14 protein-coding genes are annotated in these 14646 nt (G+C 68.7%); all 14 read right to left on the bottom strand.

The window, feature by feature from the left end:
- Positions 1-53: 53 nt before the first annotated feature.
- A complete protein-coding gene (pyrF, locus tag ACPXYO_RS13170; RefSeq protein WP_423921251.1) occupies positions 54-800 on the bottom strand; it encodes an orotidine-5'-phosphate decarboxylase in 747 nt (248 codons plus the stop codon).
- Between the two features lie 5 nt (positions 801-805).
- Positions 806-1783, bottom strand: a complete 978-nt coding sequence (locus ACPXYO_RS13165) for a dihydroorotate dehydrogenase (RefSeq protein WP_423921249.1) — start codon at positions 1781-1783, stop codon at positions 806-808.
- Between the two features lie 7 nt (positions 1784-1790).
- A complete protein-coding gene (carB, locus tag ACPXYO_RS13160; protein WP_423921246.1) occupies positions 1791-5159 on the bottom strand; it encodes a carbamoyl-phosphate synthase large subunit in 3369 nt (1122 codons plus the stop codon).
- Complete coding sequence (gene carA / locus ACPXYO_RS13155; protein ID WP_423921243.1) at positions 5159-6313, bottom strand: glutamine-hydrolyzing carbamoyl-phosphate synthase small subunit; 1155 nt, start codon at positions 6311-6313, stop codon at positions 5159-5161. Before carA ends, carB begins: the two co-directional genes overlap by 1 nt.
- Positions 6310-7671: a dihydroorotase gene (locus ACPXYO_RS13150; RefSeq protein ID WP_423921240.1), complete on the bottom strand. Its 1362-nt coding sequence runs from the start codon at positions 7669-7671 to the stop codon at positions 6310-6312. Before ACPXYO_RS13150 ends, carA begins: the two co-directional genes overlap by 4 nt.
- Complete coding sequence (locus ACPXYO_RS13145; RefSeq protein WP_423921237.1) at positions 7664-8725, bottom strand: aspartate carbamoyltransferase catalytic subunit; 1062 nt, start codon at positions 8723-8725, stop codon at positions 7664-7666. The genes ACPXYO_RS13150 and ACPXYO_RS13145 overlap by 8 nt, the downstream gene beginning before the upstream one ends.
- Complete coding sequence (gene pyrR / locus ACPXYO_RS13140) at positions 8722-9267, bottom strand: bifunctional pyr operon transcriptional regulator/uracil phosphoribosyltransferase PyrR (RefSeq protein WP_423923856.1); 546 nt, start codon at positions 9265-9267, stop codon at positions 8722-8724. Before pyrR ends, ACPXYO_RS13145 begins: the two co-directional genes overlap by 4 nt.
- Before the next feature lie 199 nt (positions 9268-9466).
- The gene (locus ACPXYO_RS13135) at positions 9467-9838 is read right to left on the bottom strand and encodes a hypothetical protein (RefSeq protein WP_423921235.1); all 372 of its coding nucleotides are present in this window, start codon (positions 9836-9838) and stop codon (positions 9467-9469) included.
- A complete protein-coding gene (locus ACPXYO_RS13130) occupies positions 9835-10257 on the bottom strand; it encodes a hypothetical protein (RefSeq protein ID WP_423921232.1) in 423 nt (140 codons plus the stop codon). The genes ACPXYO_RS13135 and ACPXYO_RS13130 overlap by 4 nt, the downstream gene beginning before the upstream one ends.
- A gap of 47 nt (positions 10258-10304) precedes the next feature.
- Positions 10305-10721 (bottom strand): hypothetical protein, encoded by a 417-nt coding sequence (locus tag ACPXYO_RS13125; RefSeq protein WP_423921230.1) that lies wholly within the window; start codon positions 10719-10721, stop codon positions 10305-10307.
- A 51-nt stretch (positions 10722-10772) separates the two neighbouring features.
- The gene (locus ACPXYO_RS13120; RefSeq protein WP_420626215.1) at positions 10773-10976 is read right to left on the bottom strand and encodes a hypothetical protein; all 204 of its coding nucleotides are present in this window, start codon (positions 10974-10976) and stop codon (positions 10773-10775) included.
- A 66-nt stretch (positions 10977-11042) separates the two neighbouring features.
- Entirely contained in the window at positions 11043-11810 is a 768-nt protein-coding gene (locus ACPXYO_RS13115; protein WP_423921226.1) for a type II secretion system F family protein, read from the bottom strand.
- Positions 11807-12580: a hypothetical protein gene (locus tag ACPXYO_RS13110; RefSeq protein ID WP_423921223.1), complete on the bottom strand. Its 774-nt coding sequence runs from the start codon at positions 12578-12580 to the stop codon at positions 11807-11809. Before ACPXYO_RS13110 ends, ACPXYO_RS13115 begins: the two co-directional genes overlap by 4 nt.
- On the bottom strand, positions 12574-14646 hold the full coding sequence (locus tag ACPXYO_RS13105) for an ATPase, T2SS/T4P/T4SS family (RefSeq protein ID WP_423921220.1): 2073 nt from the start codon (positions 14644-14646) through the stop codon (positions 12574-12576). Before ACPXYO_RS13105 ends, ACPXYO_RS13110 begins: the two co-directional genes overlap by 7 nt.

The raw sequence follows: 14646 nt of genomic DNA, 5'->3' as shown, positions 1-14646 counted from the left end.
GTAGCTACGCCGCCCATAGGGCTTAGGGACACTGGCTTGGCGAGCGCTGCCGATCAAGCGCGGGCAAGCTCCGCAGCTACCTCGGCAACGATTGCCGCGGCCGCAGCCTGCGGATCGGGTGCCGCGGTTATCGCACGTCCGATGACGAGCAGATCGGCACCGGCAGCCAGTGCTGCGGACGGGGTGGCAACCCGGCGCTGATCGGCTGCCGACACGCCGGTGGGTCGTATGCCGGGCACGACGCGGAGCAGTCCAGGCGCCGCCGCCGACACCGTCGGGAGATCTGACGCGGCGCAGACAAGGCCGCCACAGCCGGAATCGTGGGCCAGCGCAGCTAGTTGCGTCAGCACCTCTGGCGTGGCTTCGGCGTCCGAAGTGAGGACAGTGACACCGAGTGCAACAGGTGCGACGCTCGGCATCGATGAGCCGCTCGACATCTCGGCGCCTTCAGCCAGCCCGCGTGCTCCTGCGGCCAGCACGTCCGGCCCGCCCTGGGTGTGCAAGGTGAGCAGCCAGACACCCAGCGCACCGGCGCTCCGTGCAGCCCGCTCCACCGTGTTCGGGATGTCGTGCAGCTTGAGGTCCAAGAACACCCGGCAGCCCGTCGCCACGATGTCTCTCACGAGCGAGGGACCCTCTGCGACAAACAGCTCGAGGCCGACCTTCATGACGCCGAAGTCGGCTGCGAAACGTTCCACCAGCGCCAGCGCCGCTGCCCGATCCTGCACGTCCAGTGCAAGTGCCAGCCGGTCTCGGGCTGCACCGCTGCGGAGCGTTGCGGCCGATCCGGAAGTGGTCATCGTGTTCAACTGCTCTCGGGTCTGCCTGCGCCAGCTGAGCGCGGCCCGGTTCGGCGGTGATGGGCCCGGCCAGTCAATTCGGCGGCCGCGAAGACGCCGTGCTTCTTGCACCAGCGGCGCAACTCAGACACCACCTTGCGCGGAGCTCGCGGATCCCAGAACGATGCCGTGCCGACCTGTACCGCACAGGCCCCGGCCGCCAGGAGCTCCACAGCGTGCTCGGCTGCCGCCACACCGCCGACGCCCACGATCGGCACCTCGCCCAACGCCGCTCGTACGTCGAAGATGGCCCGGACGGCCACGGGCCGGATCGCCGGACCCGACAACCCGCCGCCGACGTTGCCGAGCGTGGGCACCGCAGTGACGGGATCGATGGACATTCCGAAGACGGTGTTGATGAGCGTGAGGGCTTCGGCTCCTGCGGTCATCGCGGCGGCGGCGATCTCGACCAAGTCGGTCACGTTGGGGGTGAGCTTTGCCCACAGCGGCACACCTGCAGCGCTCGCGGCGCTGACGGCATCGGCAGTTGCCGCCGGATCGCACGCAAACATCTGGCCCCGGCCCTCGAGGTTCGGGCAGCTGACGTTCACCTCCAGTGCCGTCAGGCCGGCACCGGCCAGGGTCCGAGCCGCTGCCTCATAGTCAGCCACCGTGCGGCCCCAGATGCTGGCCACCACCCGAGCCCCGGTTCGACGAAGGCGCGGCAGTTCAGTCTCGAGCCACGCCTCGGCGCCGGGGTTCTGCAAACCCACCGCGTTGAGCATCCCGGCGGGCGTGCCCACAACCCGGGGCGCTGGATTCCCGGCCCAGGCGAACGGCGACAGCGACTTGGTCACCACAGCACCCAGTTCGGCAAGGTCGAAGTACGCGCGGAGTTCGGTGCCGTAGCCAGCGGTTCCCGATGCGGTCATCACGGGATTGGGCAGCTCGACGCTGCCGATCCGTACTGCCATATCGATTGGCGGGTCGCCCGAAGTACTCATTGGGGCCTCAGGCATGTTCGCGTCGCATCGACGCATCGAGGCTCGCGTGGAACTCCTGCAGCGGTCGCACTTGCAGGTCGCTCGCGAGCCATTCCCGCATGCCCGTCGCCACGGCTCGTGCGGCGGCGACCGTCGTGAAGCAGGGAATGTGATGGGAGCGGGCGGCCGCGCGAATGTGGCGGCCGTCGAGTTGGGCGCCACGGCCCCGCGGCGTGTTGACGACCAGGTCCACCCGGCCCGCTGCGATGAGCTGCACAGCGTCCTCGCCGGGCGAGGTCTCCTCGCCGTCGGCCGACAGCTTCGCCACCTCGACATCAACGGGCACGCCGTGGCTCCGCAAGAAGCTTGCCGTGCCGGCGGTGGCCGCTATGTCGAAGCCGATCTCAGCGAGCACCCGAGCCGCTTCCAGCCCCTCGGGTTTGTCTCGGTCCGCCAAGGTCAGCAGCACCGTGCCTTCGGAGGGCAGCACGTCGCCTGCGGCAATCTGGCTCTTCGCGAACGCCAGCCCGAATGTGGCGTCGATGCCCATGACCTCGCCGGTGGAGCGCATTTCGGGACCCAGCACGGTGTCCACCGAGGGGAACCGTCCGAACGGCAGCACTGCTTCCTTCACGGCCACGTGGCGCGGCGCTGCGTCAGCGTCGGCCTCACCGGCCAATGACACCCCACGGTGCAGCTGCCCGTCGCGAGCCCAGTCAGGCAGCATCCCGGCGGCCACGAGCTCGTCGAGTGTTTCTCCCGCCATCACCCGGGCCGCCGCCTTCGCCAGCGACACCCCGGTGGCCTTCGCTACGAACGGAACCGTGCGAGACGCCCGTGGGTTGGCCTCGATCACGAACACCTCGCCGGCTTTCACGGCGAACTGCACGTTCAGCAGCCCGACCACTCCCAGCGCTTCGGCCAACCGCTGCGTGTGCGACACGATGACCTGCTGGACCTCGCCGCTGAGGCTCGGCGGCGGTATTGCGCAGGCGCTGTCGCCCGAGTGCACCCCGGCCTGCTCGACGTGCTCCATGATGCCGCCGAGCATCCACGCCCCGGTGCGGTCGCGCAGCGAGTCCACGTCGACCTCGATGGCGTCTTCGAGGAACTGGTCCACGAGCACGGGCCGCTCGGCCGACAGCCCGCCTTCGCGTCCCAACGAGGAGAACAGGGCGAGCTCGGCCATGGTGGCGGCCAGCTCAGAGTGGTCATATACGACCGTCATGGCTCGGCCACCCAGCACGTAGCTGGGGCGCACCAACGCTGGAAAGCCGATCTGCTCGCAGATTGCGGCCGCCTCGGCCGGTCCGGCCGCAGTGCCGCCGGGCGGCTGGGGGATGGCGAGCTCTGTGCACAGCGCGTTCCAGCGCTCTCGGTCCTCGGCGAGGTCGATGGAGTCTGCGGGAGTGCCGCACACAAGCTCAGCCGGCAACTCGGAGGCCAGCTTGAGCGGCGTCTGCCCGCCCAGGCTCACGATGACGCCGACCGGCTCCTCGGCTTCGATGATGTTGTAGACGTCCTCGACGGTCAGCGGTTCGAAGTAGAGCCGGTCGGAGGTGTCGTAGTCGGTGGAGACCGTCTCGGGGTTGCAGTTCACCATCACGGTCTCGTAGCCGGCCTCGCGCAAGGCGAAGCTGGCATGCACGCAGCAGTAGTCGAACTCGATGCCCTGGCCGATGCGGTTGGGTCCCGAGCCCAAGATGATCATCCGGGGGCGGGTGCCGGGTCGGATCTCGTCCTCGTCTTCGTAGGTGGAGTAGTGGTACGGCGTGCGAGCGTCGAACTCGGCCGCGCAGGTATCCACCGTCTTGAACGTGGCGCGCACGCCCGCTTCGAGGCGCGCGGCCCGAACCTCGGCTTCGCTCACCCCCCACAACCACGCCAGTTGCGCATCGGCGAAGCCGAACTGCTTGGCGCGCCGCCAAGCGCGACGGTCCATCGAGGCCATTCCCCCGACGGCCTCCAGTACCTCGCGCTCATCGATGATGGCGAGCATCTGGTCCACGAACCAGGGGTCCACGCCAGTGTTGGCGCTGATGGCATCGGGGTCGGTGCCTCGTCGCAGCAACTCGCCCATCTCGAAGATGCGTTCGGGCGTGGGCGTCTCGATGGCCTCGAGCAGCTCAGCGGTGGAGCGTTCGGCGTACTGCGTCTCGCCCGCGTCGGCGTTCAGACCGAACCGGCCCTGCTCGAGGCTGCGCAGCGCCTTCTGCAGGCTTTCGGGGAAGGTGCGGCCGATGGCCATCACCTCGCCCACGGACTGCATCTGCGGGCCGAGCACGGGTGCCGCGCCGGGCAGCTTCTCGAACGCCCAGCGGGGGATCTTGGTCACCACGTAGTCGATGGTGGGCTCGAAGCTGGCGGGGGTCTCACCGGTGATGTCGTTGCGGATCTCGTCGAGCGTGTAGCCGACGGCGAGGCGGGCTGCGATCTTGGCGATCGGGAAGCCGGTGGCCTTCGAAGCCAGCGCCGAGCTGCGGCTGACCCGCGGGTTCATCTCGATGATGATTCGCTCGCCGTTGGCGGGATTCACCGCGAACTGCACGTTCGAGCCGCCGGTCTCGACGCCGATGCGGCGGATGCAGGCGAACGCTGCGTCGCGCATTTCCTGGTACTCGACATCGGAGAGGGTCTGTGTGGGAGCGACCGTGATGGAGTCGCCGGTGTGCACGCCCATCGCGTCGAAGTTCTCGATGGAGCAGATCACCACGCAGTTGTCGGCGCGGTCGCGCATCACCTCGAGCTCGAATTCCTTCCAGCCCCGCACCGACTGCTCAATGAGGATCTCGCTGATCGGGCTGGCATCGAGGCCTGCCGCTGCGGCAGCCTCGAACTCGTCGGGCGTGGTGGCGAAGCCCGTCCCCGCGCCTCCCAGGATGTAGGCAGGCCGGATGATGACCGGCAGGCCGATCTCGTCGATCGCTTGGCGGGCATCGTCCATGGAGTGCGCGATGGCCGAGCGAGCGCATTTCAGTCCGATCTCGGTCATGGCCTGACGGAAACGGTCGCGGTCCTCGGCAGTGGCGATGGCCTGCTCGGAGGCTCCGATCATCTCGACGCCGTAGCGATCCAGCACGCCGCTGTGGCTCAGCTCGGTGGCCAGGTTCAACGCCGTCTGGCCGCCGAGCGTGGGCAGCAGCGCGTCGGGGCGTTCACGGGCGATGATCGCTTCGAGCACGGCGGCGTCGAGCGGTTCGACGTAGGTGGCGTCGGCGAATTCCGGGTCGGTCATGATCGTGGCGGGATTCGAGTTCGCCAGGATCACCCGGTAGCCCTCCTCGCGCAGCACCCGGCAGGCCTGGGTGCCCGAGTAGTCGAACTCGCAGGCTTGGCCAATGACGATGGGTCCCGAGCCGATGATCAGGATCGAGGAGATGTCATCACGGCGGCCCATCAGCTGCTCCCCCGCAGGGAGCTGCCGGAGCCGTTGCGCGTGCCGACCCAGAACGTTGACATGAGGTCCGCGAAGCGATCGAAGAGGTAGTGCGAGTCGTGCGGTCCGGGGCTGGCTTCGGGGTGGTACTGGACGCAGAACGCGGGCAGGTCGCGGCAGGCGAAACCCTCGAGCGCTCCGTCGTTCAGGCAGACGTGCGTCTCGTCGACTCCCGGCACGGAGCCCGATTCGATGGCGAAGTTGTGGTTCTGGCTGGTGATCTCGATGCGGCCGGTGGCCTCGTCGCGCACGGGCACGTTGCCGCCGTGGTGGCCGAAGGGAAGCTTGTAGGAGCGGCCGCCGAGGGCAAGGCCGAGCACCTGCTGGCCCAGGCAGATGCCGAAGATCGGAACCTCTCCCAGCAGGTCACGCAGCGCCGTGGTGACGCCGCCGGCCATCTGGGGGTCGCCGGGACCGTTGGAGAGGAAGATCCCATCGGGTTCTCGGGCGAGCACCTCGGCCGCGGTGGTCCCCGCCGGCACGATGTCGACGGTGGCGATGCGGCCCAGCTTCGTGGCGATGGCGCGCTTGATGCCCAAGTCGTAGGCGACGACCCGCCACGGCCCGTCGCCCGCGGTGTACGGCTCGGCGGTGGTGACCTCGCTGACGAGGTCGACGCCTGCAGTGCCGGGCTCGGCGCGGGCGGCGGCTGCGAGACGTTCCAGCGCGTCGTCGTTGGGGGCAGGGCCGAACGCGCCACCCATGGCGCCGTAGTCCCGGACGTGGCGAGTCAGCCGGCGCGTGTCCACGCCGGCGATGCCGGCGACACCGTGGCGGACGAGGTACGAGTTGAGGTCTCCCTCGGAGCGCCAATTCGATCGACGCCTGGCCAGGTCGCGGATGATGACGCCACGGCAGAAGGGCCGGCTCGACTCGGCATCGGCGGCGGTGATGCCGTAGTTGCCGATGTGGGGGTAGGTGAAGGCGATGATCTGGCCCGCATAGGAGGGATCGGTGATGACCTCCTGGTAGCCGGTCATCACCGTGTTGAATACGACCTCACCGGAGGCCACCCCACCAGATGCTGTTGGGGGCGCGCCGATCATCTCGCCCTCGAAGACGGTGCCGTCGGTAAGCACGAGGGCGCTACGTGCGGGAGCGCTTGGCTGGTTCATAGTCCTGCCCCCGCGCTTCGGGCCGCGAACATCACGGCGGGCTCGCACGGCTGTCCATTGGCCACGACGAGGTGTCCGGCGACGACCGTCGCGGTCACCATGGCGCTCATCGACCGGCCTCGGTGCGGGGTATTTCGCGCCATCGACACTGAGCCTCGCTCAGCCAGCGTCCAGGTCCGGTCGAGATCAAGCACCACGAGGTTTGCCGGTTGGCCCGGCTCGATGAGCCCACCGCCGAGGTGTGCGGCGCCGGCCAGCTCAGCCGGTCGCCACGACAGCGCGTCCAGCGCTGCCTCAAGACCGATCTCGGGATGACCGAGAGTGAGTGCGGCGCAGGTTTCGAGCGAGGCAATGCCAGGCGGCGCTTCATCGAAGGGCAGATCCTTGGCTTGGGGCGGCACTGGCGAATGGCCGCTGACGATGGCGTCGATGGTGCGGTCGTTGACGCCGGCGATCAGCGCGTCCCGGTCGGCCGCAGTGCGGTACGGCGGCTCGGCGCGCATCAGGGTGTCGTAGCCGTCGGCGTGGGCATCAATGAACAGCAGGTGCTCCGCCGCAACCGAGACCGAGACGTCGAGCCCTTCGGCCTTGGCGGCGCGCACCAGCTCGACGGTACGGGCGGCGCTGATGCGGTCGAGGTGCAGGCGGCCGCCGGTGAGCCGTGCAACGCCGATGACGACGGCAGCTGCCAACTCCTCGGAGGCAGCGGGCTCGCCCGCCAGCCCCATCCGCGCCGAAACTGCGCCTTCAGCCATGGCGGCAGCGCCGGCGAGGTGAGCGGTGGCAGGGCGCACGGACACGACAGCGTCGAGGGGTCCTGCGTACTGCAGGGCGCGTCGCAGGAGGCCGACGTCATCGGGGGGCCCGACGTCGGTGAACCATCGAACACCGGCGTCAGCCAGCTCGGCCATCGGCGAGAGGCGGCACCCGGCCCGCTCGGCCGTGATCGTGGCGGCGGGAATGATGTGGCCGCGGGCGTGCGCCGCATTGCGGCGGAGCTCGGCTAGCTGTCCCAGACGGTCGAGCGGGGGTTCGGTGTCGGGCTGGGCCATCACGGCGGTGAAGCCGCCCCGCACGGCCGCCGCGCTGGCTGTGGCGACGGTCTCGGCTTCCTCGTTGCCCGGCTCGCCCAGGCGTGCGAACAGGTCCACGAAACCCGAGACGACCACGCAGCCTGAGGCGTCGATCAGGCGTGCCTCGCCATCGACGGTCACGCCCGGCGGATTCACTGCCGCTATCTGGCCGTCAACCACGGTGATGTCGGCACGGCGCCGCCCGGCACGCTCGACGATCTCACCGCCCGTGATGACCAGGGCCGCTTCGGCAGCCGGCATCGGGAGCGTCTGGGTCTCAGGCATCGCTCGCTCCCGAGGTGTCGGTCCCTGCCGATTCGGCTCCTGGCAGCGCAGTGCCCGATCCGATGAGACGGAACAGCACCGCCATGCGGGCCGCCACGCCGTGGGACACCTGCTGGGAGACCAGCAACCGGCTGGCAGCCAAGTCTTCGAACACGGCGCCCGCTATCTCGATGCCACGGTTCATCGGACCCGGGTGGGTGATGACGGCATCGGGGCGCAGACGCTTGGCTCGTTCGGCGGTGAGGCCGTAGTGGGCCACGTACTCGGTGACCGAGCCGATCAGCCCGTCGGCCATGCGCTCGCGCTGGCAGCGCAGCAGCCCCACCACGTCGAGCCCGCCGAGCACGTCGTCGAGGCTGTGGGTGATCTCGACACGCTGTGCGGCATCAGGCGGCAGCCAGCAGTCGATCCAGTCGCGGGGCTGTGCTGGGAGCAGCGTCGGCGGTGCGACCAGCACGATGCTGGCGCCGAGCGCGGCATAGGCCTCGATGTCGCTGCGGGCGACTCGACTGTGGACGATGTCGCCGACGATGCCGATGCGTCGCCCTGCCAGCGTGGGCTGTTCAGCCGCCTCGGTTCCTGGCGGGCTGTCAGAGGCGGGGCTGAAGTGCCGCCACAAGGTGTAAGCGTCCTGCAGACCCTGGGTGGGGTGGGCATGCCAGCCGTCGCCGCCGTTGAGGATGGAGACGCCTTCGTCAGCCCAGCGCGCGATCTGGGCGGGCACTCCGGCGCTGCGATGTCGCACCACGGCAGCGTCGATGCCCATGGCCTGGATGGTCTCGAAGGTGTCGCGAATCGACTCGCCCTTGGACAGCGACGACGAGGCCGCCGAGAACGTCATCACGTCCGCCGACAGGCGCTTGGCAGCGGTTTCGAACGCGAGACGGGTGCGGGTGGATTCCTCGAAGAACAGCGTGGCCACGGTGCGGCCGCGCAGGGCGGGCACCCTGGGGATGGGCCGGCGGCCGACCTCCACGAAGCGGTCGGTGAGCGCCAGCAGTTCGGAGATGCCTTCGGTGCCGAGCTCGCCCAGCGTCAGCAGGTGCCCGTTCACTTGCGCATCTCCCCCAATAAGACGCCCTCGAGCGACACGTCCACCATTTCCTCGCGGCTGGTGGGCAGGTTCTTGCCGACGAAGTCGGGGCGGATCGGCAGCTCGCGGTGGCCGCGGTCGATGACCACGGCCAATTGCACGGCGCGGGGCCGTCCGAAGTCGTTTACGGCGTCGAGCGCGGCCCGGATGGTGCGGCCGGTGAACAGCACGTCGTCGACCAGCACGACAGTCATGCCGTCCAGGTCGAAGGGGATGTCGGTGACGGCTTCAGCCATGACGGGACGCAGGCCGATGTCGTCGCGATGCAAGACGACGTCGAGCGTTCCGAAGGGCACGTCGGTGCCGTCGATCTCGAACAGCAGGCGCACGATGCGCAGCGCAATCTGCACGCCGCCGGTCTGGAGGCCCACCACCACGACGTTGTCGAGGCCCTGGTTGCGCTCGAGGATCTCGTGGCTGACCCGGGTGAGCGCCCGATGGACCCCGCTGGAATCGAGAACGGTGGTCCGGGCAACAAAAACGCCCCCATAGGGGGGCGTCATACGTCGCTCGCGGTCTGCCACGCGCAAGTCCTTCCTGTCCGTACGGGCCTCACAGGACCCGCTTCACGGTCAGATCCGCACCCTAGCGCGGGCATGTCGCGAAACAGCGCGCATTTATTGTCCCGAACGTGCCTGTGCACGCGGCGCGTCAGGGTGGCGGCGCCGTGAGCGCGCTGCTGGATGCAGTAGGGCAACGTGGCTAGATGCAGGAGGGCAGCGTGGTACCGGCCAGGTCATCCACGTCGAGTGCGTCGAGGCTGAGGGCGTGGAGACCGCGCGCCGGGGCGAGGCCGCGCAACAGCACCGGCGACCAGTCCAGCGACACGTCAGCCCGGATGGCACCGCCTCTCCAGCACACGGCGCAGTGCGGCTCGGTGCAGCTCTGCGGCGGTACGCATCGTCGGCGCTCGCCATCGCCGATCGCGCAGGTGTCGAGTGTGCTCACGGCGATCCGGCGGGCTTCATCCGCGGCCTGGTTTCTCAGGCCCATGACGTGCGCTGTGTCGGCGGCGGCTGCGCTGAACAGGGCGCACATCGCTGCAAGCGCCAACGCCAGCAGTGGTGCACTCATGGCCGAAGCCGCGGCGCGGGCGGTACCGGGATGGCGACGCGTGCGCTGACCGTGTCACGGAACAGCGGTGAGACAGCGAGCGGGCAGGTCACGTCGACGGTGACGGCTGCAGGTCCGGTTGCTGGAGTCAACCGGTGGATTCCCGCGGATACCTCGAAACGCTGATCTTCGGTATCGCACGTGCCGACGGCGGCCCCGCCCACCACCCGTTCGGCGATCTCGGCGGCGTGCGCGTCGAGCTTGGCATCGGCGATGTCCGCTGGCGGCGATGCAACGGCAGAGGCGACGTAGTGGGCGGCTTCGATGCTGGCTGTGTGCATACCGGTTGCGGCGCGAGTGGCGTCGCCCGAGTAGTCGACAAGCCAGATGCCCATGACCAGCACCGCCGCCACGCCCAGCATCCCGACTGTCTCATCCATCAGTGGGCCTCCCTGGTGCGCTCAGCACGGCGGTGCTACGGACTTGTTCAGCACGGCGGTGCCACGGGTGCTGCGAGCACAGCCCCCACGCTGGAAGCCGGGCGGCGGCAGGCGACGGCCAGCGCCGCGCCGGCCCCAAGCCAGCCATGGGACTCCACCCGCACCGAAACGATGACCGAGCATGTGCCGTCGGCGTGCACCTCGACCGCCGTGGGTTGGACGGCCGCGAGCTGCGCTGTGCGATCGACGGCCGCTTGCGCCGCTGTGGCTGTCGCATGAGGCGGCAGACCTGCGTCTGTGCAGTCCCAATCAGCCGGCACCAGATCAGTGACCGCGACAGCGGCGGCATCAGCCGCTCCTTGCGCCGCGGCCGCTCCCACCTGTCGGGCAAACAGCGAGATCACCAGCGCCAGGAACACCGTCAGCACACTGAACAGACGCAGGATCGAGAGTGAGCTGTCCATCGCCGTCGAGGTAGATAGGCCGTCAGAGAGTGATGTTGATTGGCAGAGCCATTAGCCCGTACATGCAGCGGGAGTACCGCCCCATGTGCCGCCCACCGCATCGCACAGGTTCTTTGACTCGATCTTGTCGTACTTGATGCTGTCGTCCGTCTGCGGAGCGTTGCTGCTCAGCGTCGTCCACATCACGGCGACGACCAAGGCGGCGGCCGCCACTGCGGCGGCGATGAACATGAGTTTGGTGACCGGTGAATCCATCTTTGTGCTCCTTGCCCTTACTGGCGGGCGGTTGGGGTCGTGAGTCCTGCAATGGCGCTGGCGCACTCAGTTCGACGGCAGTGTCATGACGATGGTCACCATGACCACACCGGAGGCCACCACGGCGAGCATCGAGGCGGAAGCGCCGACGCTGCGCCCGAGGCGGTCGATCGACTCGCGGCGTCGATCGTCGATGGCCCGCACGACGCGGTCCAACACCCGGTCGAGCAGCTGAGAGGCTGCGGCGCCCGATCGTTCGGCGACATCCACCGTGCGCAGCAGTGACGCAGTCGGCGAGTCGGACAGCAGCGCCGCAACTGCGGCGAGCGGGTCGCGCCCGCTGATCACCGCCGCGTTGACCGCGCCAGCCGCGGGCGCGAATGCAGGATCGGCCACGCGCTCGGCAGCGTCGAGCACCGCCACGCTGATCGGCCGTCCAGCTGCGACGAACAGGCGGATGCGTCGCAGCCATGACAGCACCGCTCCGTCCAAGCGGCGATGATGTCCTGACAGCATTGCGCTTGCCATCAGGGCCGGCACTACCCACGCGGCCGCAACTGCTACGAATAGCGACCATGCCAGAACGAGCCGTGGCGACGCCGCTCCCCCGCTGGGCAGCCGGAGCCCGACGACGAAACCGACGCCGATCATGCATGCCGCTACCACGATCGTGAGCGTGGCGAGTCGCGCCGGGCTCCAGCCCAGCGCTGCCAGCACTCGGCGGCCCCGGCGGCGGCGCTCGCTCGCCGCGAGCAAACGGACGGCGGCGAACGCTCCTGTCCCCGCCATCGCCCATAGGGCAAGCGAACTCGCGGGCGGCAACGGAACGCTCATCGCAGCATCTCCCACGCCGACGTGATGGGGCGGGCAGCGATCGCCACTGCAGCGGCGACCGCTGCAAGGCCAACACGCTGGCCCTCCGGTCCGGTCATCCATGCCCAACCATCAGGACTCACGAGCGCGCTGCCCACGGCAACGGCAGCACCAAGTGTCGCGGCGAGTCCGACCTGCGGCAGATTCGCCGCGACATGACGGTGGAAGTGACGAGCGGTCGCGGCGACTTCGGCTGCCTCGGCTTCCAGAACGCCCAAGATGGGCACCCACTGGCCGCCGCTGGATGCAGCGACCGCCACCACATCGGCCAGCCAGGCCGCGATCGTGCCCTCGGCGCCCGCCGCAAAATGCTGTGCAGCCGCCTCGACACCCACGTTGCGGCACTCGGAAACGAGGCGAGACGCTGTCTGCGCGATAGGTCCTGTCGCCAGGGGTGCGGAGGTCTCGAGCGCGTCAACCACCGTGCGTGAGACCTGCGCCTGGTTGGCCAGAACCGATGCGAACTGCGCGACCGACTCGGCAGCCACGACACGCCGCCGGCTGCGCACGACGTTGGCGGCGCACCACGAACAGATGCCGACAATTGCGCCTGACAACCCAGCGGCTGTCGGCCCGAGCGCCAGGCCTGAGACGAATGCAGCGACGCCTGTCGCCAGCCACGGCCACCGAATCGAGCCATCAACCGTGCGATCGGTGCGGGGTGCCGTGCCGAGCAGCGTCCACAGCGCGGCTCCTGAGCCAGCCAGACCGAGTGCCGCAACCCTCAGCACTTGATGCCCTCCGCGTCGGATTCCTCGCCAGCACTCGGACCTTCACGGGTGGACGGGCGACGTCCAGCGGCCGTGCATTGGCCGAGATTGGGAACTGCTGCGCGGCACGTCCACGACTCATCGACCAAAGGCTCGTACGGCGGTGCCTCGTCGATGGGAACGAGCGGCCCGGGATCCCACAGGACCTCGCGTGGCTTGGCACCATCGTGCAGCGGCGTCCCAAACAACAGCTCGCCGTGCTGTGGCTCGTTGCATTGCGACGGGATGCGGGATGGGGGTTCCGCCGGTGCTATCGCTCGGCCGTCATCTGGCTGCACCGAGGCGCCGTCATCGGCGGGCATGGCCTCGGAGACAGCCTCGTTGTCGCAATCCTCACCGATCGGCGCCGGAGAATCGGATGCAGCAGCAAGCACTCCGGAAGTCGATGAAACAGGCATGTCGACGATCTGCGTGAACGCCTCAGGCAGTTCGTCATCACCGCTCGACTCCGAGAGGCCGGCAGATGCATAGACCTGCGCGACGCGTCCGGTCGGGCGGCCCACTGGCGTCGCCCAACGGTCACCCGGTAGCAGCGCCCACAGGCACGTCGTGGAGATGACCCCTGTCAGCTCGCCGATGCCGGTCAACTGGGTTACGTCGGCGACGACACGCTCGCCCGCATCGTTGCGGCCCATCCAGACGCACAGATCCACGGCTGCGGCTATCTGCCGACGGGCGTAGTCGGGTTCCGCGCCCTCTGAACAGGCGTAGGCCACGAGCTTCTCGAGCACACCCCTGCCGGGCTGAGAGTGCAGCGTTACGAGACACCCATCGAGGCCCGACGACATCGCGTCGAGCAACGCCTCGCAGCCGTCACCGCGGATCTCGCCCACCACGAGCTTGCTGGCATTTGCGCGCTTGGCATCGCGGATGTGGTCAGCCATCGAATGCCGGCCATGGCCGTCCTGGTTCGGGTCACGTGTCAGGCGCTCGAAGGTGTTGGGGTGAATGCCGTACTCGCCGAGCCGCAGTTCGGGCGTGTCCTCGATCGTGTCGATGCGCTCGTGGTCGGGGACTGCCGCGAGCAATGCCTGGCACAGCGTGGTCTTGCCGCCGCCCATCGCCGCCGCCACCACCACATTGGCTCGGACCCGCCCGGCAATGGCTTCGATGAGCACGCTGCCGAGTGCCTGGGACACGATGCCGAGTTCGTCAAGTCGCATCCGGCCCGCCATGTTCGAGCGCAATACGACGTTCGGCGGGCTGGTCACGAACGCCTCGGCGTGAAGTCGCCAGCGATCTCCGACACGCACGTCGAGACGCGGATCCAGCTCGTCGAAGCGCTGCGGCCGATCGCCGGAATAGCTCGCCAGAAAACGCACGGCCTCGATGAGGTCTCCATCGGCAGCGAACGGCGAGGGTCGGCGCTCGACACGTCCGCCTGCGTACTGAACGAGCATCGATTCCCCGCCGCGTATCTGGAATTCCTCGACGTCAGGCTCGGCCAGCAGATCACTGAGTGCGTCAGTGGCTGCACGTGCTGCGTTTCGGCGTCGAACTGCACCGTCGGACCGGTCGAGCCGTTGAGGCGCGCATGCCGAGGTGACCAGCATGCGGCCGAGCCGGTGCAACTGCCGGTGCGCGCGTCGACTGCCGACGCGGCTGATGCGAACTACCCGCTGAACACCCAGTGCCGCCGAGAGCTCGCCAGTCGGGTCCGACCGGGCACCATTCGCTGCAGGGAGCCAGACCGCTATTCGCGGCGCTGTCACCGTCGCCACGGCGTGCCACACGTCTGCTTGGTGTTCTGCGCCGCCTGTGCTGCGGGCATGGCGGCCGGCAATTGCTCCGAGCAACAGCACAATCTGGCTCGATGCAGCGGCTGCAGTCTCAATGACGTCGCGTTCCGCGCTGCTGCCCAACCAGACCACACACGGATCGTTTGCAGCGCCCGGCTCGGGAACAGCGGCAACATCGCCAACCAGAGCGACCTGACCGGCGACCGACGTCAATCCCGTTCGCAGAGCGTCTCGGCACCACTCGCGTACCTGCGGCACGAGGGCGTCATCGCAGAGCACGAGGAGCAC

This window comes from Candidatus Poriferisodalis sp., from assembly GCF_965237655.1.
In the GTDB taxonomy this organism is placed as follows: Bacteria; Actinomycetota; Acidimicrobiia; order Acidimicrobiales; family Poriferisodalaceae; genus Poriferisodalis.
Note: the sequence above shows the minus strand (reverse complement) of the source record. Positions and strands in the feature narration are given on the sequence as shown.

Bases quoted from the DNA above. Each gene is read 5' to 3' on its own strand.
- pyrF (WP_423921251.1), bottom strand. From the start codon at position 800: ATGACCACTTCCGGATCGGCCGCAACGCTCCGCAGCGGTGCAGCCCGA.
- ACPXYO_RS13165 (WP_423921249.1), bottom strand. From the start codon at position 1,783: ATGAGTACTTCGGGCGACCCGCCAATCGATATGGCAGTACGGATCGGC.
- carB (WP_423921246.1), bottom strand. From the start codon at position 5,159: ATGGGCCGCCGTGATGACATCTCCTCGATCCTGATCATCGGCTCGGGA.
- carA (WP_423921243.1), bottom strand. From the start codon at position 6,313: ATGAACCAGCCAAGCGCTCCCGCACGTAGCGCCCTCGTGCTTACCGAC.
- ACPXYO_RS13150 (WP_423921240.1), bottom strand. From the start codon at position 7,671: ATGCCTGAGACCCAGACGCTCCCGATGCCGGCTGCCGAAGCGGCCCTG.
- pyrR (WP_423923856.1), bottom strand. From the start codon at position 9,267: ATGACGCCCCCCTATGGGGGCGTTTTTGTTGCCCGGACCACCGTTCTC.
- ACPXYO_RS13135 (WP_423921235.1), bottom strand. From the start codon at position 9,838: ATGAGTGCACCACTGCTGGCGTTGGCGCTTGCAGCGATGTGCGCCCTG.
- ACPXYO_RS13130 (WP_423921232.1), bottom strand. From the start codon at position 10,257: ATGGATGAGACAGTCGGGATGCTGGGCGTGGCGGCGGTGCTGGTCATG.
- ACPXYO_RS13125 (WP_423921230.1), bottom strand. From the start codon at position 10,721: ATGGACAGCTCACTCTCGATCCTGCGTCTGTTCAGTGTGCTGACGGTG.
- ACPXYO_RS13120 (WP_420626215.1), bottom strand. From the start codon at position 10,976: ATGGATTCACCGGTCACCAAACTCATGTTCATCGCCGCCGCAGTGGCG.
- ACPXYO_RS13115 (WP_423921226.1), bottom strand. From the start codon at position 11,810: ATGAGCGTTCCGTTGCCGCCCGCGAGTTCGCTTGCCCTATGGGCGATG.